At 60.4% G+C, this 18,754-nt stretch carries 16 protein-coding genes; 12 read left to right on the top strand and 4 right to left on the bottom strand.

Annotated features, from left to right (window positions below):
- Positions 1-500 precede the first annotated feature (500 nt).
- The 4 genes from JHW44_RS18445 (at position 501) to JHW44_RS18430 (ending at position 4,390) form a co-directional block, all read left to right on the top strand.
- A complete protein-coding gene (locus JHW44_RS18445) occupies positions 501-1,181 on the top strand; it encodes a hypothetical protein (RefSeq protein ID WP_089345043.1) in 681 nt (226 codons plus the stop codon).
- A gap of 104 nt (positions 1,182-1,285) precedes the next feature.
- The gene (locus JHW44_RS18440) at positions 1,286-3,439 is read left to right on the top strand and encodes an FAD-dependent oxidoreductase (RefSeq protein WP_218822585.1); all 2,154 of its coding nucleotides are present in this window, start codon (positions 1,286-1,288) and stop codon (positions 3,437-3,439) included.
- Positions 3,436-4,062, top strand: a complete 627-nt coding sequence (locus tag JHW44_RS18435; protein WP_089345045.1) for a CDP-alcohol phosphatidyltransferase family protein — start codon at positions 3,436-3,438, stop codon at positions 4,060-4,062. The genes JHW44_RS18440 and JHW44_RS18435 overlap by 4 nt, the downstream gene beginning before the upstream one ends.
- A 139-nt stretch (positions 4,063-4,201) precedes the next feature.
- The gene (locus JHW44_RS18430; protein WP_089345046.1) at positions 4,202-4,390 is read left to right on the top strand and encodes a hypothetical protein; all 189 of its coding nucleotides are present in this window, start codon (positions 4,202-4,204) and stop codon (positions 4,388-4,390) included.
- Positions 4,391-4,542: 152 nt separating this feature from the next.
- Here the strand turns inward: JHW44_RS18430 and JHW44_RS18425 are convergent, their stop codons facing one another.
- The 3 genes from JHW44_RS18425 to JHW44_RS18415 form a co-directional block, all read right to left on the bottom strand.
- A complete protein-coding gene (locus JHW44_RS18425; protein WP_089345047.1) occupies positions 4,543-6,054 on the bottom strand; it encodes a tripartite tricarboxylate transporter permease in 1,512 nt (503 codons plus the stop codon).
- Positions 6,051-6,542, bottom strand: coding sequence for a tripartite tricarboxylate transporter TctB family protein (locus JHW44_RS18420; protein WP_089345048.1), 492 nt, complete (start codon positions 6,540-6,542; stop codon positions 6,051-6,053). The genes JHW44_RS18425 and JHW44_RS18420 overlap by 4 nt, the downstream gene beginning before the upstream one ends.
- A 72-nt stretch (positions 6,543-6,614) precedes the next feature.
- Positions 6,615-7,592: a Bug family tripartite tricarboxylate transporter substrate binding protein gene (locus tag JHW44_RS18415; RefSeq protein WP_089345049.1), complete on the bottom strand. Its 978-nt coding sequence runs from the start codon at positions 7,590-7,592 to the stop codon at positions 6,615-6,617.
- Positions 7,593-7,990: 398 nt separating this feature from the next.
- On the opposite strand from JHW44_RS18415, the gene JHW44_RS18410 reads away from it, so the two are divergent.
- From JHW44_RS18410 to JHW44_RS18385, 6 genes are read left to right on the top strand one after another with little or no spacing between them, the layout of a single operon-like run.
- Entirely contained in the window at positions 7,991-8,719 is a 729-nt protein-coding gene (locus JHW44_RS18410) for a succinate dehydrogenase/fumarate reductase iron-sulfur subunit (protein WP_089345050.1), read from the top strand.
- The gene (locus JHW44_RS18405; protein ID WP_089345051.1) at positions 8,719-9,051 is read left to right on the top strand and encodes a succinate dehydrogenase; all 333 of its coding nucleotides are present in this window, start codon (positions 8,719-8,721) and stop codon (positions 9,049-9,051) included. The genes JHW44_RS18410 and JHW44_RS18405 overlap by 1 nt, the downstream gene beginning before the upstream one ends.
- Positions 9,051-9,389 (top strand): succinate dehydrogenase, cytochrome b556 subunit, encoded by a 339-nt coding sequence (gene sdhC / locus JHW44_RS18400; protein ID WP_089345052.1) that lies wholly within the window; start codon positions 9,051-9,053, stop codon positions 9,387-9,389. Before JHW44_RS18405 ends, sdhC begins: the two co-directional genes overlap by 1 nt.
- 3 nt (positions 9,390-9,392) lie before the next feature.
- Entirely contained in the window at positions 9,393-11,156 is a 1,764-nt protein-coding gene (locus JHW44_RS18395) for an L-aspartate oxidase (RefSeq protein WP_089345053.1), read from the top strand.
- Positions 11,153-12,109 (top strand): fumarate hydratase, encoded by a 957-nt coding sequence (locus JHW44_RS18390; RefSeq protein ID WP_089345054.1) that lies wholly within the window; start codon positions 11,153-11,155, stop codon positions 12,107-12,109. Before JHW44_RS18395 ends, JHW44_RS18390 begins: the two co-directional genes overlap by 4 nt.
- Entirely contained in the window at positions 12,106-12,774 is a 669-nt protein-coding gene (locus JHW44_RS18385; RefSeq protein ID WP_089345055.1) for a fumarate hydratase C-terminal domain-containing protein, read from the top strand. Before JHW44_RS18390 ends, JHW44_RS18385 begins: the two co-directional genes overlap by 4 nt.
- Positions 12,775-12,839: 65 nt before the next feature.
- Here the strand turns inward: JHW44_RS18385 and JHW44_RS18380 are convergent, their stop codons facing one another.
- Positions 12,840-14,987 (bottom strand): heavy metal translocating P-type ATPase, encoded by a 2,148-nt coding sequence (locus JHW44_RS18380; RefSeq protein WP_089345056.1) that lies wholly within the window; start codon positions 14,985-14,987, stop codon positions 12,840-12,842.
- A 168-nt stretch (positions 14,988-15,155) separates the two neighbouring features.
- Here JHW44_RS18380 and JHW44_RS18375 point away from each other — a divergent pair, with 168 nt between their 5' ends.
- Both JHW44_RS18375 and iolG read left to right on the top strand, forming a co-directional pair.
- A complete protein-coding gene (locus JHW44_RS18375; RefSeq protein ID WP_089345057.1) occupies positions 15,156-17,615 on the top strand; it encodes a heavy metal translocating P-type ATPase in 2,460 nt (819 codons plus the stop codon).
- 133 nt (positions 17,616-17,748) lie between these two features.
- Positions 17,749-18,735 carry an inositol 2-dehydrogenase gene (gene iolG, locus JHW44_RS18370; protein ID WP_089345058.1) on the top strand — a complete coding sequence of 329 codons (987 nt, stop codon included), beginning with the start codon at positions 17,749-17,751 and terminating at the stop codon, positions 18,733-18,735.
- Positions 18,736-18,754 lie beyond the last annotated feature (19 nt).

Here is an 18,754-nt window from a genome sequence, read left to right as displayed (position 1 = left end):
GGCATGCCTGCATTCAAGGACGTTGATTATTGCTCTCTTTGCTTTTACGCCGAATTTGCGCTTTTGGCAAAAGCAGTTTTTAATGGTTTTCATTCCACGTTCCCTGGCCGCCAAAGTCCAGCAATTACTGGAAAAATGGCCGGTCGGCAGAAAACACGCCAGATCCACATCGGGCACAACGGATTCGGGGACATTTCGGGCGGCTTGATCGCCGATTAGGGGACATCTCTGGGCAATAAGGTGACAGATTGGATGTCCCCCTATACCAATGATACCCTTTTCTTTCTTTGAAATCGGCCATGAGTGTCACATTCAGCCGAAAGCCCTTGACAGAATCGCCCGTTAGGACGCTAATGCGGGACAGGAAGCGAAAAGCGTTTGGGTGAATGCCTCGGAAAGGGCATAAGGGGCAGGATCAAGTCCCTTCGAACACCCGGACAATAAGGTTGCACAAGCGACCCAGGGGCAGAGGGCCGGGCCACCGGTCAGCAGGAGCAGTCATGCAGGTGATCCGACCTGTCGGCCGTGAGGCCGCATCAAAGAAATATGACCTGCTGTCAGCGATGATGGCATATGCGCTTGCTGGCGACCAGAACAGACAACGCCTGATTCTGCGGCTGATGGCCTTGATCACCACACGCTACAACTGGCAACGCAACGAGTTGGTCATGGGGCAGAAGGAAATTGCCCGTCTCTGGTCCGTCGATGAGCGCACGGTGAAACGCGACATGGCGCGGCTTCGCGGTCTGGGCTGGATCGAGGTCAAACGCGCAGGTGTGCGGGGCAGGGTGACCATGTATGGTCTGGATATTGAACGGATCATGCTGGATACCCGACCTGCCTGGCCGAATATCGGGGATGATTTCATCGCCCGGCTTGACGGTCCCGTCGCGCCCGCCGACACCAAGGTCGTGCCATTTCGCCGTCCCGAGCAGATTTCCGCTGACGGGCTGTGGGGTGCCGCCTGCGAATATCTGGCCGGGGAAGACCCGGCCCTTTTCGATGCCTGGATCGCGGGACTGGCCGATGGCGGACTGGAAGATGGATGTCAGACCCTGCTTGCACCCAGCAAGTTTCACGCAACCTATGTTCGGACTCATCTTCTGAAACGTCTGCAGATGACGTTGCGACGTCTCGACGGTTCGGTTTCAGCGGTCCGGATCCAGTGCAAGACGCTTTAGGGCCCGCATCGATACTGTAACAAATTGCCGCCCCACTGCGAAGTGAACGATATCCTGCCACATTTCGCATGTGGCGCCATATATTGCAGGAAGGCTACAAAGCAGTGTCGCGCCCAATATTGTTCATCATCCTAGCCACCACGGTTGTCCTTGCCTGGCTTGCCATCCCCACAGATCAGCTTGGGCTGGACTGGCTGCGCGATCAGGTTGCCAGCATTCGCGACATGATCCATGCCTATCCCCTGGCATCCTGGGGCGTTTTCTTTGCGGCCTACATCGCTGTAGCCGCGCTGTCATTGCCCATAGCTGTCTGGCTGACGCTTGGGGCAGGGGCCTTGTTCGGTTTCTGGCAGGGCCTGCTGCTGGTCTCATTTGCCGCCAGCATCGGGGCAACCTTTGCCTTTCTGGCGTCGCGTTACCTGTTGCGGGACTGGGTGCAATCCCGGCTGGGAAACCGTGCGCAGGTCATCCGTGACGGGCTTGACCGGGATGGTGCGTTCTATTTGTTCTCTCTGCGCCTCGTGCCGGTGTTTCCGTTCTTCATCATCAATCTGCTGATGGGGCTGACCGCCCTGCCGGCCCTGAGGTTCTATATCGTCAGCCAGATCGGCATGCTGCCTGCGACCGCGCTTTACGTGAATGCCGGGACGCAGATAGGACAGCTTGAATCCCTGTCGGGCATCTTGTCGCGCGAGGTTTTGATCTCGCTTGGCCTGCTTGCAGTATTTCCCTGGGTGATCCGCCTGGTTCAGCAAAGGTTGCGCCGCCGTCGCGCCTATGCCGGTTTCACGCGCCCGCGCCAATTTGATCGTAATCTCATCGTCGTCGGGGCAGGGGCGGCAGGTCTGGTGTCGGCCTATATTGCCGCAGCCACCAAGGCCAAGGTTACCCTGGTCGAGGCCGGAGAGATGGGCGGGGATTGCCTGAACACCGGATGCGTGCCCTCCAAGGCGTTGATCCGCAGTGCGGAACTGGCTCATGAGATGCGCCACGCCGACCGTTTCGGTCTGGAGCCACATCAGCCAGAGATCGTGTTTCGCAAGGTGATGCAGCGCGTTCACGATATTATCGCCGCCATTGCGCCCCATGATAGTGTCGAGCGCTACGAGAGCCTGGGCGTCGAGGTGCTGCGGGGTTATGCACGGCTGGTTGATCCCTGGACCGTAGAGATCGCCAAACATGACGGCAGCGTTCAGCGGCTGACGACAAGATCCATCATCATTGCCACCGGCGCGCAGGCTGTCATGCCTCCTTTGCCAGGATTGTCCGAGGTTGGTGCCTTGACCTCGGACACGATGTGGGAGGCCCTGCGCGATCGCGATCATGCACCCGGGCGACTGGTCGTTCTGGGCGGCGGGCCGATCGGTTCGGAACTGGCGCAGGCCTTCGCACGACTGGGGTCGCATGTAATCCAGATCGAGGCCGGAGATCGCCTGCTGGCCAAGGAGGATCCCGAAGTTTCGGATCTGTTGCGTGCCGCACTTAAATCCGAGGGTGTCGAGATTCTGACAGGGCAGGCGGCTACCGCCGCGGGGGTTGCCTCAGATGGCACGAAGTGGATCACCGTCGGGAATGGCGTGGATGCACGGAGGATCGAGTTCGATGAAATCATCGTTGCCGTCGGACGCGCACCACGCCTGAAGGGCTTCGGGTTGGAGGAGATGGGCGTCAGGGTTTCGCGCGTGGTCGAGACGAATGAATATCTCGAGACCGTCTTTCCAAATATCCTCGCGGCAGGGGATGTCGCCGGACCATATCAGTTCACCCACACGGCCGGCCACCAGGCATGGTTCGCCGCAGTGAATGCACTGTTTGGCAATATCCGGCGCTTCAAGGCGGATTACCGGGTCATCCCCTGGGCCACCTTTACCTCGCCCCAGGTTGCGCGGGTCGGCCTGTCGGAAACCGAAGCTGCCGAGCAGGGCATCCCGGTCGAAGTCACGCGCTATTCACTGGAGGAACTGGACCGCGCCATTGCTGACAGCCAGACTTCGGGTTTCGTCAAGGTGTTGACCCAGCCGGGCAAGGACAGGATCCTCGGGGTGACAATTGTCGGCGCTCAGGCCGCGGAACTGATCGCCGAATTTGTCCTGGCGATGAAATATGGTCTCGGGCTAGGGAAGGTTCTGGGAACGATCCATGTCTATCCGACGATGGCCGAAGCGAACAAATATGTTTCGGGCGAGTGGCGGCGCAATCATGTCAATGCGACCATGCTGTCTGTCGTCGAGCGTTTTCACGCATGGAGGCGAGGATGATCGACGCAAGGATTCTGCCGCTTCAGCGTGCCGTGCTGCAACCCGTCGGGTTCAGGCTAAAGAACCTGGGCATTCACGCCGACTGGGTGTCATTGGCCGGATTTGCCATTGGGGTTGGTGCATTTGTCGCGATTGCACTCGGGCAGACGGCGCTTGGCCTGGTCCTCATCCTGCTGAACCGCTTTTTCGACGGTCTTGACGGCGCGGTTGCGCGGGCGGCGACCCCTTCGGATCGGGGCGCATTTCTGGATATTGCGCTGGATTTCTTTTTCTATGCGCTGGTGCCCCTGGGCTTCGCGCTTCAAGATCCTCAGGTAAACGGATTGCCCGCCGCCCTGTTGATTACCTCCTTCGTGGGAAGCGGGTCGTCATTTCTGGCCTTTGCCGCGATTGCCGCGCGACGCGGGCTGACCTCGGCTCACTATCCGACGAAAGGCATCTATTATCTGGGGGGGCTGACCGAAGGGTTTGAGACCATCCTGCTGTTTGTCGCCATGTGCCTGTGGCCTGCGCAGTTTCCGCTCTTCGCAGCGATCTTTGCCGGGGCCTGCATGTTGACGACCCTGCTCCGATGGCGGCAGGGCTGGTTGGCATTCCAGAACAACGACGAGCCAGAACCATGAATTGCAAAGAGGTTCCGGGGCGACCCGCCCCTTTGCCTCCTATTGTCCTTATGAATGCCGCCAATAGGAGGCAGAGTGGAGCTGCTTCACTTTTGTTCCGGTTTTCTGCGAGCAATGCTCGCCATAGAGGAGACCGGACATGGCACCCAAACACAGTGACGATTTCAAACGCGAAGCGGTTCGGATCGCGACAAGCAGCGGGCTGACGCGTCGGATCTACAGCGCCCCGAGTGCCGATCTGGCCGAGGCCGAGCTCGATGCCTTCGAGGAGAAATGCGCCGGGAATGGTTTTCAGCCCGCAACCAGTTCGCCATACGACCCGTCTTAAGGACGACACAGACAAAATGCTCCATCTCCGCGGACAAAGCGCGTGCAAGGGCATCCGCCTTGTCATCCGGGTCGTCCCTTCGTCGGTCGCTACAGCTTGGCAACTGGTCCGAAACCTCGCGACCATCTCTGAGGCGCAGGTGATGTCCAGATCTATTGCTGGGGCCGGATTTTCGGGCTGCCGTTCTGAACGGCCCGGAAACCTGCGCGTATGATTGCCACCAGAGTAATGGCGGTCAATGCCCAGAAGAACCAAGTGATCGGACCCCGGACCAGGATTGCCGGACTCCCCCCCGACATCAGCATGGCCTGCCGGAAATTGTCCTCTAGCAACGGGCCGAGGATAAACGCGATCAGGAAGGGCGAAGCCGGAACATGATAGCGCATCATCAGAAATCCGAGCCATCCCATCACGAACATGACGCCTACGTCGAACAGGTTGTTGTTGACTGCAAAGACGCCATAGATGCAAAGGATCAGCACGCCGGGGATCAGCAATCTGCGCGGGATATCGGCCACATATTTGAACCCCTTGATTGCTGCGGATCCGATCACGAACAGAAGGAACGAACTGAGGATCAGGCCGATGAACAATCCATAGATGATGTCGATATTGGTCACGAACATCATCGGACCGGGCTGCAAACCATGCACCATGAAGGCGCCGATGATAATGGCCGTGATCACGTCGCCCGGCACCCCCAGTGCCAGCAAGGGGATCAGCGTGGCACCCGCAACGCCGTTGTTGCCAGCCTCGGCAGCGGCCACGCCTTCAACCTCGCCCTTGCCGAAATTGTCCTTGTTCTTCGACGTTCGGCGGGCTTCGGAATAGGACAGAAAGGCCGAAGGTGCCGCGCCGATGCCGGGAATGGATCCCAGAACAACGCCGATCACGCTGCCCCGGACGATGGATCTGAAGGAGCGGCGGTAATCGGCGAATGTGACCCAGTTCTTGCCCAGACTGCGAGCCTTGCCCAGATGGCCCGTCGGGTTCAGCACCATGGCCAGAACTTCGGGGATGGCGAACAGGCCAATCAGCACTGCAATGAAATTCAGCCCTCCCATCATGTTCGGGTCACCGAAGGTGAAGCGGTTTGTCCCATAGACCAGGTCCAGCCCGATAGTTGCGAGCAACAGACCCAACAGGGCCGACAGGGCGCCTCGCAACAGGCTTTCTCCAGAGACGCCCGCAATGATGGTCAGCGAGAACAGGATCAGGGTAAAGAATTCGGGCGGTCCGAAGTTCATAGCGAAAGAGGCCAGCCATCCCGCGAACAGGACCAGTGCCAGATTCGAGATCAGATCGGCCGTGCATGAGGCCCAAAGAGCCATGCCAAGGGCGCGCCCGGCCTCTCCGCGTTCGGCCATGGGATATCCGTCCAGGATGGTGGCCGAGGATGCCGGTGTGCCGGGGGTCTTGATCAGGATGGCTGGAATCGAGCCACCGAAAATTCCGCCCTTGTAGACGCCCAGCAACAAGAGAAGCGCAGGAATGGTGGGCATGGCGAATGTGAAAGGCAGCGTCAGGGCCACCGCCATGGTTGCCGACATGCCCGGAATGGCACCGCCGATGACGCCGACCACGACACCTATTGCAAGGGACATCACCGCCTGGAGATTTCCGACGAGCGCAAGGCCCGCCATCACGCTGTCGATTGCATTCATGGCAGCCTCACCAGATTTCCTTGCGGGATAGCAACGCTGGCGACATGGGCAAAGAATGCATAGAGCGCCAACGGCAGTAGAATGCCGCAGATCACGGCGGCAACCGGATGGCGGGTGCGCACCAGCGCTGCAGTCGCGATGAAGGCAGCCATGCTCATCCAGACCATGCCGATACTGGCCGTGCCGAGAGTGATGATCAGCATGATCAGCGTCATGATCGCCAGCCGGATGCCGGCCTGCCGTGGATCGCGAACCGGCTCGTCAAATCGTGGCCCGTCCTTCGCCTCGCGAAATGCGGCCAGCACCAGCCCGACACCCACCAATCCGGTCAGGCCCGAAAGGACATAGGGCCAGAAGGTCGGGGACAGAACGATGTTTCGGACATTGCTGGGTGACGTGACCCAGTTCGGGATCGCGATCAACAGCAGAAATGCAGATGCCACGATGGCCGTCAGGCCCAGGCGCATCTGTATGGTATAAGCGTTCACAGCATCCTCCCCGATGCTGAAGGCGCCGCAACAGCACGCTGTGCGGCGCTTTCGAAATGGATTGAAGCGCGATCAGCCTTCGATCCGCATGCCCAATTCCTCGGCAAGGGCGCGGAACGTGTTGTATTGCCCTTCGATGAAGGCACTGGCTTCCTCGGGGCTCATCAGATCAACGATCGAGCCAAAGGATTCCATGCTGTCTACAAAGCCCGGATCGGCAGTGGCCTCTGCCATCCACACGCCCCATTTGTCGGCGATGTCATCAGGAAGCTCCCTGGGGCCCGCGATTCCGGTCCAGCCGACCAGCTGCTGCAATGCCGGTTTGCCCAGATCCACTGCCGTGGGCGCATCAAAACCCGCCAATGGCTCGGCAGTGGTCACAAGGATCGGTTTCAACTGGCCATTGACCACGAAACCGGCCAGCGCCGAGGAGTTGGTGCAGACGAATGTCGTGGTCCCGTTCAACACGGCCGTCGCGGCCGCTCCGCCGCCTTTCTGGGGAATATGCGTGACCCTGTTCAACGGATCCTCGACGCCAAATTCGTCCAGAACCATGACCGCGGCGATATGCAGCAAGGTGCCGACTCCCGAGGAACTGTAGGAGACATTGCCCTCATCGACCATGGCCACCAGATCGTCGATCGACTCGATTCCGGAATCCGGGCGGACGGCACAGACCACCGGGTTGATCTCGTAAACGGTGACGAACCGGAAGTCGTCGATGCCATAGGGCAGAGTAGCTTTCATGGCCGGACTGACCGTATGTGAGCCAACGCGCGCAAACAGCATCTTGTAGCCGTCGGGCTTGGCATTCTGGACCGAGACCGAACCCGTGGCACCTCCGGCGCCCGTGACATTGGACATGACAAGCGGTTGGCCAACGGCATCGCCCAATGGTTTGGCGATGGTGCGGGCCGAAATGTCGGTGGCACCACCGGCCCCGAAGGGGATGACCATGGTGATGGGGCGTTCAGGGTATTCTGCCAAGGCGGCAGTCGCCGCGAAAGTCAGAGGGATCGCGCTGGCGATGGCTAGGGCTTTCGATCTCATTCATTCCTCCCAGGAAATACGCTGCATGTCTGGCCGGATGGCAGGATTGATCCATGCAGTTTCTTATTATCCGGAAACTATAGGAAGAAGGTAAGCTTACAAGAAGAAATAATATATTACCTTTCATGTAAGTAAAAATGACAGTAATTTTCCAGGGAAGTTGTGGGCGAGGTGCTGCTTTGATGACGCGCCCTTGTGGTTTCTGAAGGCCAGACTGCCGCGGTGCGGCGAAATATGACCGAAATTTGTCCGCAATGCGGGGAAGATGTTTGTTGCGGGAGATGTAGAGGCATTTTTATGTAAGATAGAATTACAATAATGGTTAGAAATTGAAGTCTTTTGTTAGAAAATAAGGGATATATAAGTTGACCGGTGATTGAATTGTTGGGAATGCCAAGTTGTCCGAGCGTAGTGAAAAGCTGGAAGTTTCCGTATGGCGTGGTCAACACGACAGGGGCTTTTACGAAACCTTCGAGGTTCCGGCCTATGACAATCAGACCATTCTGGATGTTGTCAGCTGGATCCAGCAGAATGCCGATCCAACGCTGACCTATCGCTTTGCCTGCCGTGTCGGAATGTGCGGCTCTTGCGCGATGATGGTGAACGGGACGCCGCGCTGGACCTGTCGCACCCATGTGAAAAAGGTGTTGAAAGACAACAGGATCAAGGTTGCGCCGCTGCGCAATCTGCCGGTCATCAAGGATCTTGTCACCGATATGGATCCGTTCTTCGACAAATGGGTCAAGGCCGGTGGACAACACAGGCCGACGCGGTCGCGCCATGATCCGATCGAGGAAATTCGTCCCTCCAGCACCGGGCGCGTGGCAGCGGATGCAGGGATCGAATGTATCAACTGTTCGGTGTGCTATGCGGCCTGCGATACCGTCAGCGCCAATGAAGATTACCTTGGTCCCGCTGCGCTGCAACGTGCCTGGACGATCGTGAACGATGAAAAGCATGGGGCCCGGCAAGAGGTTCTGGATGCGGTATCTGCCAGCGGGGGCTGCCACAACTGTCATTCGATGGGAAATTGCACGGCTTGTTGCCCCAACGGGCTGGATCCGCTGTCGGCGATTGCCGGGCTGAAGCGCGCGACCATGCGCAACTATCTGAAAAGAGGCCGCTGATGCTGGATATCCGACTCTATATGGCGCAACGGCTCAGTGCGATGGTCATGGTGCCATTCGTTTTCGTGCATCTGGGCGTGATGGTCTATGCAATCCAGGGCGGGTTGAGCGCGGCGGAAATTCTGGGACGCACGCAGGGATCTCTGTTCTGGTTCCTGTTTTACGGCATGTTTGTCGCCGCCGTATCGCTGCATGCGGCGATCGGATTGCGCGTCATTGTCCATGAGGTCAGCGGGCTGCGCGGATTGTCTCTGTCGGCGCTGACCTGGGGCGGCTTTGCGATCTTCTTTTTTCTGGGGGCACGGGCCGTTACGGCCGTGACGATGATCTGATGCGCAGCTATCGCAATCATCCGCTTTGGTTCGCCTTTTTCCTGCATCGTGTTTCGGGGCTGGCGTTGGCGTTGTTTCTGCCGGTACATTTTTATGTGCTGGGCATGAGCATCCGATCTCCGCAGGCGCTGGACGGGTTTCTGAATTGGGCGGAACTGCCGCTGGTCAAATTCGCGGAATTCGGGCTGGTCTTCCTGCTGGCGGTGCATTTCTTCGGCGGGCTGCGCCTGTTGGCGCTGGAGTTCCTGCCCTGGTCGGCGCCGCAGAAATCACTGGCCGCCGGCGCTGTGGCAGGGGCCTTCTTCATTTCCGGCATATTTCTGTTGAATGCGGTGTAAGCCATGCCTTTGAAAATCGAAATCGACCGCCACGATACCGACATTCTGATCCTTGGCTCTGGCGGTGCGGGGTTGTTTGCGGCTTTGCATGCCCAGAGATCGGCGCCGCCCGGGACACGTGTGACCATTGCGGTCAAGGGGCTGATCGGCAAATGCGGCTGCACCCGGATGGTGCAGGGCGGCTATAATGTGGCGCTTGGCCGGGGTGACAGCGTCGAGCGCCACTTCATGGATACGATTCACGGCGGCAAGTGGCTGCCTGATCAGGACATGGCCTGGAGGCTGTGCGAGCAGGCCGTTGTCCGGGTGCGCGAGCTGGAAAACGAGGTCGGCTGTTTCTTCGACCGCGAGGCCGATGGACAGCTGCATCACAAGGCCTTTGCCGGGCAAACTGCCGACAGGACCGTGCACAAGGGTGATCTGACCGGAATCGAGATCATCAATCGCCTGATGGAGCAGGTGCTGTCTCGTCCGATTGAAAAGCTGCAGGAACATCGTGCGATCGGGTTGATCCCGACGGCCGATGGCTCCGCCTTGGCGGGGGTTCTGTTCATCGACATGCGCAGCGGCACCTTCCGCTTCGTGCGTGCAAAGACAGTGATGATGGGGACAGGCGGCGGTCCGACCATGTACAAATATCACACGCCATCGGGTGACAAGACCATGGACGGTCTGGCCATGGCCCTGCGCCTTGGGCTGCCCCTGCGCGACATGGAGATGGTTCAGTTCCACCCGACCGGTCTGCTTGCCGGAGAGTATACCCGCATGACCGGCACGGTTCTCGAGGAAGGGCTGCGCGGGGCAGGCGGGCAATTGCTGAATGCGCGCGGCGACCGGTTCATGTTCGACTATGACCCTCGCGGCGAACGCGCGACCCGCGATGTGGTCAGCCGGGGGATCTATGCCGAGATGCGCAAGAACAATGACCCCGACCAGGTGGGCATGTTCATTTCCATGGCGCATCTGGGGCCAGACAATGTCCGCAAGAAATTCAACGGGATGGTGAAACGCTGTGAAGACAGCGGCTTCGATCTGGCCGCCGGCAAGGTCGAGGTCGTGCCGACGGCGCATTACTTCATGGGCGGCGTGGTCGTTGATCCTGACACCCGAACCGCGATCGAAGGCCTGTATGTCGCTGGCGAGGATGCGGGCGGGGCGCATGGATCAAACCGACTGGGCGGCAATGGTGTTGCCAATTCCACCGTCTATGGCGGCGTTGCGGGCGATGTCATGGGCATGGATATCCGCGCCATGACCAGCCTGCGCGACCCTGATGAAGCGGTGCTGGCGGCCGAGGTCGACCGGGCGCTGCGGCCGTTGGGGAAAAAGCCCGGCCATGTCCTGAGCCTGCGATCACGATTGCAGGAAGCGATGTGGGAGGATGTCGGCGTGATGCGCACCGGCCCCGGCATGGAGCGCGGCCTGAAACGCATTGACGAAATTCGCGCCGAACTGCTGGAAACCGGGGTGGATGCCTCGAATCTCGCCTTCAATCTGACCTGGCATGACTGGCTGAACATGGCTTCTCTGACCGAGGTTTCCGAGGTCATCACCAAGGCGGGCATCGCCCGTGAGAACTCTCGCGGGGCGCATTTCCGCGAGGACTTCCCCGAGGCGGGGGCGCTTGAAGAGTCCTATTTCACCATGGCGCGTCAGCAGAATGGCGTCATCGAGGTCGAAAGAAGCCCCGTCCGCTTCACCATCGTCCGACCGGGCGAAACCATCCTGCCGGAAGGCGAACCCGAAACACTGGTGGCACAAGCATGATTTCCATTGATCTGATCCAGAAGACGGCCCGATCCCTGATGGACAAGGCCGCCATCGAGATCCCCGAGGATTATCTTGAGGGGTTGCAGGCTGCGGCCGAAACCGAAGACGGCGATCTGTCCTCATTCGTATTGCAGGCCATGCTGGACAACTATGTCGCGGCCAAGGAGGACCGTCGCGCCATGTGCGGTGATACCGGCGTGCCGCGCTGGTTCATCAAGATGGGGAATGACGCCAGGATCGAGGGCGGCATGTTCGCGCTGGAAACGGCCCTGCGCCGCGCGACGGCTGAAGCTACAAATGGTGTTCCCTTGCGTCCCAACCGGGTTCACCCGCTGTGGCGCACCGATCACAACAACAATGTCGGCATCGGCGCCCCCGAGATCGAATACGGTTTCGAACCCGAAGGGGATTGGGTCGATCTGATCACGGTTCACAAGGGCGGGTTGTTCGGCACCGATTACCGGATGTTGTTCCCCTCGGATGGCATCGAGGGGATCAAGCGCTTCTATCTGGACAGCCTCGTCGCCTTTGGCAAGCGCGGCCTGGCCTGTCAGCCCGCGATCATCGGTATTGGACTGGGCGGGTCGAAGGACACCTGCATGGTCTTGGGAAAACGTGCGGCGGTCCTGCGCACGGTGGGCAGCCGCAATTCCGACCCAGGCATCGCCCAACTGGAGGATGAGCTGAAAGAACTTGGCAATTCCATAGGAATGGGCGCGATGGGTTTCGTGGGCAAGAACATGGTGATCGACTGCAATATCGAGGTTGGTTACTGTCATACGGGCGGCATGCAGATGTCTGTCCACGCCTTCTGCCTGTCATCACGCCGCGCGGTGGCCCGCCTGTATCCCGACGGGCGCGTCGAATATCGCACCGACCCTGATTGGTTCACCCCCTATCAGCGACGTGAAACCGTGGAATGGGAACCCGCACTGGAGGATGCCGGATGAAACCGCGCGAAGTCGTTTTGAGCACCACCCCATCAGCGGAAAATATCGCCAAGCTGCGATTGGGTGATATCGTCTATCTTGACGGTCTGATGTATACGGCGCGCGAAGGTGTCTACATGCGCGCGCTGGAACAGCAGGCAAATATTCCCATGGAACTTCCTTCGCAAAGCGCGGCCAATTTCCATTGTTCGCCCGCGGCCAATATCCGTGCAGATGGCACCTTTGATCTGGGGGCCGTTACGGCGACAGCCTCCTTCCGCTTTGCCAAATGGTTGCCGGAATGGATTGCCAAGACCGGCGCCAAGCTGATCATCGGCAAGGGCGGCATGTCTTCAAAGGATTACAGAAGCTATTTCGTGCCCAATGGCGCGGTCTACCTCTCGACCGTCGGCTATGGCACCGGCGCGCTATTGGGGCGCGGCGTCGAAAATGTCGAGGCGGTTCACTGGCATGAGGAACTGGGACTGGCGCAGGCCATGTGGGTCATTCGCTGCAGGCATATGGGACCGTTCATCGTCGCTTCGGATATGGAGGGAAACTGCCTGTTCGAGCGCGAGAATGAGAAGATCAGCAAGAACCTGGATCGGATCTATGAAGGCACGCGCCCCGCAGTGCTGAAGCGCTTCGGGGAAACCGATGACCGCTCTGAAGAGCTGATCGGCTGACCCGGCGTCTGGCCCGGCCGAACTGGCAACCTGCCATCAGGACAAGGCTGCCAGTTGGGGTGCCTTTATCGGGTTTCCATGGGCGCGGCGATATCTCGGCCCGAGTCTCGCAGCAGGCGCATGGAGTTGAGCGTGACCAGCACGGTCGCGCCGGTATCGGCCATGATCGCGGGCCAGAGGCCGGTCAGCCCGGCTATCGTGGTGATCAGAAAGACCAGTTTCAATCCAAGGGCAATCGCGACATTCTGCCGGATCACCCGCATCGTTGCACGTGCCTTCGCGATCATGCGCGGCAGGTCACTGATCCGGTTGCTCATCAGAACAGCATCGGCGGCCTCCATCGCGACATCGGTTCCCGAGCCGATCGCGATCCCGACCTGTGCGGCGGCAAGGGCAGGGGCATCATTGACGCCGTCGCCGACCATGGTCACGATGTCTGATTGCGCCATGGCAGCGACAATCCCTGCCTTGTCTTGTGGCAGCATGCCGGCCTGAAATGCCATTCCCAGGGGGGTGGCAAGGGCGCGGGCCGTACCTTCATTGTCTCCGGTCAGCATCAGCGATGACATGCCTTGGGCCTTCAGGGCCTGCACGGCCTTTGCGGCCTCGGGGCGGGCTTCGTCGCGCAGGGCGATCAGTCCGATCATCATGCCGTCGGCACAGATGACCGACAGCGTCTTGCCCTCGGCCTTCAGGCGGGACATCTGCGTCTCTGCGTCAGCATCGGCCTTGTCCTGCAGCGGGGCGTGATCGGGCGCGCCGACATAAATCTGCATGACCCCGACCACGGCCCTCATGCCTTGGCCCGGCAGGATGGTAACCTCCCTTGCGTCCAGGCGATTCACCCCTTGTTGATCCGCATGGGCCACCACGGCCATGGCCAGCGGGTGCGAGCTCTCTCTTTCCACGGCGGCGGCGATGGCCAGCGTGTCGTAACTGCCCGCCGACAGATCGATGAAATCCGTCACGACGGGCTTGCCCGATGTCAGGGTTCCGGTCTTGTCGAAAACCACGCGATTGCTGTGGGCCAAGGACTCCAGCACGGCGCCGCCTTTGATCAGCATGCCGTGGCGTGCCGATGCCGCCAGACTGGCCGCGATGGCCGCCGGGACAGAGATCACCAGCGCGCAGGGACAGCCGATCAGCAAGAGCGCCAGCCCACGATAGATCCAGTCATCCCAGGCCAGGCCCAGAAAGAGCGGGGGCGTGATGGCGACCAGCGCAGAGACGGCAATCACGATGGGCATATAGATGCGCGAGAAGCGGTCGATGAACCTCTCGGTCGGAGCCTTGGCGGCCTGGGCCTCTTCGACCAGGGCGATGATCCGCGAGATGGTGTTGTCGGCACTGTCACGATCCACCGAAATGCGCAGGGTCGCGTCATGGTTGATGGTGCCGGCGTTGACGCGATCACCTGGGGATTTCTCCACCGGGATGCTTTCGCCGGTGATGGTGGATTCATCGACCGCGCTGCTGCCCGAGGCGATCACGCCATCTGCCGCAATTCGATCCCCGGCCCGCACGATGATCTGCTGTCCGATCTTCAGGTCTTCGGTCGCGATTTGGTTCAGATTTCCCGAGGCGTCCTGGACCAATGCATGTCGTGGCAGCATTTCCGCAAGTGCCTTGATGCCCGATTGCGCCTGCCTGGCCGCCCGGCCTTCCAGCATTTCACCCAGAATGAACAGGAACACCACGAAAGCGGCTTCGGTCGGTTCGCCGATGATGATTGCACCGAGCGCGGCAATGGTCATCAACATCTGAATCGTAAAGATGGCCCCCATCCGTGCGGCGGCGATGGCGCGCAGGGCAATCGGAATCAACGTGACCAGCGCGGCAATGGAGAAAGCCAGCCTTTCGGCATTTGGGAACGGGAATGACACGGCATGGGCCGCAACAATCGCACCGGCGGCCAGCGCAAGCTGGGCGGGTTTGCCTTGCAGCCATCCTTTGCGCCTTGACCTGTCTTTTTCGGGATGTGAAAGACATTCAGCGCCGAAACCAAGCCGCCCCATGACGCGGCGGATATCGGCTGCCGTGGTATCCCCGTCGGGCAATGTCACAAGCAATTCCTGGCGGGGCAGAGAAACCTCGACATCCGTTGCGCCGGGCATCCCCTCCAACGCGGTCCGGATCGTGGCCACACAGCCTCCGCAATCCATGCCTTCGATCTTGAACCGGAAACGGTTGTCGGGACTCGAAATGTCGGCCATGGCGCGATCTCCTGAAGATTCGCATCATAACCTAGTATCTCTAGCAACTATAGGTTCAAGACCAAAGAAGTAGATGGCGACGATTTTTTGTGGAATGGTCATTGACCCTCCAGCCGCTGGAAGCATTAGGTCCACGAGATGACGGCGAAGCACGAAAGGAAGATCGCCATGCAGTCCCAACGGGTCATCAGGATTGGTGTTGATGGCATGAATTGTGCCTCATGTGTCGGTCGCGTCGAAAGGGCGTTGCAGGCGCGCGAAGGGGTCGAAAGCGCCGAGGTGAATCTGGCCACCGCCAGCGCGACCATCCGTCACGACGGCAGGCTGACGGTTCAAGACGTCGAGCATCTGCTAGATGAAACCGGCTATCCGGCAAGACTGGAGACAAGTATCTTCGATATCGACGGTCTGTCTTGCGCCTCCTGCGTTGCACGGGTCGAGGCTGCCTTGAACGCGGCACCCGGCATTGCCGGCGCCGAGGTCAATTTCGCGGCGGGCACAGCGAAGGTGCGGCATCTCCCGCAGGTCGGGCCGGCGCAGATCGCCACCATCGTGGCGGATGCCGGATACAGGGCGCAGCCACATCAGTCCGGTCAGGACAGGGCAGCGGATCACGAGCAGCAGCAGGCCGGGGCGCTGAAACATCATGTGCTGATTGCCTCTGTCCTGGCCCTGCCGGTCTTCCTGCTGGAGATGGGCGGGCATGTGGTGCCAGGCTTTCACGATATGGTGGCGGCGACCATCGGGATCCGAACGTCCTGGATGCTGCAGTTTCTGTTGACGACGCTGATCCTTTTCGGGCCGGGGCGGCAATTCTTTCGCCACGGCGTGCCGGCCTTGTTGAAGGGGGCGCCGGATATGAATTCTCTGGTCGCCCTGGGCACCGCTGCGGCCTATGGGTTTTCGACCGTGGTGACGTTCTGGCCTGCGCTTTTGCCCGAGGCCAGCCGCAACGTCTATTTCGAGGCCGCCGCCGTCATCGTCGCGCTGCTGCTGCTGGGGCGCTATCTCGAAGCTCGCGCCAAGGGCCGCACGGGTGAAGCGATCCGCAAGCTGTCGGGCCTGCGCGCCCGCACCGCCCGCGTCGAGCGCGATGGCGCAGTGGTCGAATTGCCCGTCGAGCAGATCGAGGTCGGCGATGTCGTGCATCTGCAGCCGGGTGAGAGGATTGCCGTCGATGGCATGGTCGTTTCGGGTAGGTCATGGGTCGATGAAAGCATGATCACCGGAGAACCGATTCCGGTCGAGAAATCGGAAGGGATGCCGGTTACGGGTGGCACCATCAATGGCAACGGTGCCTTCGCCTTTCGCGCGACCCGTGTCGGCAGTGATATGGTGCTGTCGCAGATCATTGCGATGGTCGAAGAGGCGCAGGGCGCGCGTCTGCCCATTCAGGGGTTGGTCAACCGCGTGACCTTGTATTTCGTGCCGGTGGTCATCGCGGTTGCGGTGCTGGCATTTGCGGCATGGATGTTGTGGGGACCCGAGCCGAGATTGGCCCATGCACTGGTGGCGGGGGTGGCGGTGCTGATCATCGCCTGCCCCTGTGCCATGGGGCTGGCAACGCCGACCTCGATCATGGTCGGCACCGGGCGCGCCGCCGAATTGGGTGTGCTGTTCCGCAAGGGGGACGCGCTGCAGGCCTTGCAGTCCGTGGATGTGGTGGCCTTTGACAAGACCGGCACGCTGACCGAGGGACGCCCGACCCTGACCGATGTCGAGGTCGTCGCCGGGATCGAACGCCGCGAGGTTCTGGCGCAGATGGCAGCCGTCGAGGCCAAATCCGAACATCCCGTCGCGCGGGCTGTCGTGGAAGGTGCGCGAGAGGCCGGTCTGATCCTTGAAACCGCAGACGATTTCAGGGCGATGACAGGGCAGGGCGTGCGGGCCACGGTTGGCGGGCACGACATTCTGATCGGCACCATCCATCTGATGCAGCAGGAACAGATCGCACCAGATGCCCTCGCGTCGCGTGCCGATGAACTGGCACGACAGGGCAAGACGGTGCTGTTCGTGGCGCGCGATGGGCATCTTGTCGCCGTGGCGGCGGTGGCCGATCCCATCCGTGACAGCGCCCGGAGCATGGTGGCGGACCTGCATGAGCAGGGCGTCAAGGTCGCGATGATCACCGGTGATCGCAAGGCCACGGCCGATCGCGTGGCGCAAGAACTGGGCATCGACGAGGTCGTGGCCGAAGTGATGCCCGATGGCAAGGTGGCAGCACTGACCCGTTTGCGCGGCTCGGGCGCGGTGGCCTTTGTTGGCGACGGCATCAATGACGCGCCCGCCCTGGCCTCGGCGGACGTGGGCGTCGCTGTCGGCACGGGGACCGATATTGCCATCGAAAGCGCGGATGTGGTGCTGATGGGGCATGATCTGGGCGCAGTTGCCAATGCCTTTGCCATCAGCCGGGCGACAATGACCAATATCCGGCAGAACCTGTTCTGGGCCTTTGGCTACAACATCCTGCTGATTCCGATTGCAGCGGGAATGCTCTATCCGCTGAACGGTATCCTGTTGTCACCCATGCTGGCTGCCGGAGCCATGGCATTGTCGAGCGTGCTGGTGGTGAGCAATGCCTTGCGCCTGCGTCGCGTCCGGCCTGCCACGTCACGACACGATCAGTGATCAGGGATGATGGCGATGACCCGGGTGCAAAAGGTATTGCAACCGATTGCAATTTCTGTATCGTCTCTCGCGAGGCCGCAGCGGGAGGCGAGGCGGCTCGACCCATCTGGAATATCGGGAGAAGGAGCCTGAAATGATTGGCATTGGAATATTGGGCTGTGGCCGGATCGGGCAGGTCCATGCCAGGACATTGGCGGGCTTGTCCACGGCGCGTGTCGCTGCGGTTTCGGACGCATTGCCGCAGGCAGCGCAATCACTGGCCGACGCGACGGGCGCGCAGGTTCTTGATGCACAGGCGCTGATCGAATCCAAGGATGTCGATGCAGTGATCATCGGCACGCCAACCTCGACACATGCCGAACTGATCGAAGCCACGGCCAAGGCCGGCAAGGCGATCTTCTGCGAGAAACCCGTGGATCTCATGGCGGATCGCATCCGTGATCTGATGAAGGTTGTTTCTGATTGCGGCGTGCCCTTCATGACGGCCTTCAACCGTCGATTTGACCCGAATTTTTCCGAACTCAAGCGACGGCTGGATGACGGCGCGCTGGGAGAGGTTGAAATCGTTACCATCCTGTCACGCGACCCCACGCCCCCCCCGCTGAGCTATATCGAGACCTCGGGCGGGCTGTTCCGCGACATGATGATCCACGATCTGGACATGGCGCGCTTCCTTCTGGGCGAAGAACCGGTCCAGATTCATGCTGTCGGCTCGGCGCTGGTCGATCCCGAGATCGGCAAGGCCGGCGATGTCGATACGGCGGCGGTGACCATGACCACGGCCAGCGGCAAGATCTGCCAGATCAGCAATTCACGTCGTGCAACCTATGGCTATGACCAGCGCATCGAGGTGCATGGTCAGAAGGGCATGCTGCGGGCTGCCAACCAGTTGGACCATACGGTCGAGCAGGCGGGCGAGGCCGGCTTTGCCACTGCCCCGGCCCAGCACTTCTTCCTCGAACGCTACGCGGCTGCCTATGCTGCGGAAATGCACCATTTCGTCGATGCGCTGACCGCAGGACGCTCGCCGGTGCCGACCATCGAGGACGGGTTGAAGGCCCAGCTTCTGGCGGACGCTGCAACCGAAAGCTGGAAAAGCGGAACGATCATCCAGCTTTGATCATGTGAAGCGCAGCAGA

The organism is Paracoccus seriniphilus, from assembly GCF_028553745.1.
GTDB classification, from domain to species: Bacteria; Pseudomonadota; Alphaproteobacteria; order Rhodobacterales; family Rhodobacteraceae; genus Paracoccus; species Paracoccus seriniphilus.
The sequence above is the reverse complement of the archived record's forward strand: the minus strand, read 5'-3'. Positions and strand labels throughout refer to the sequence as shown.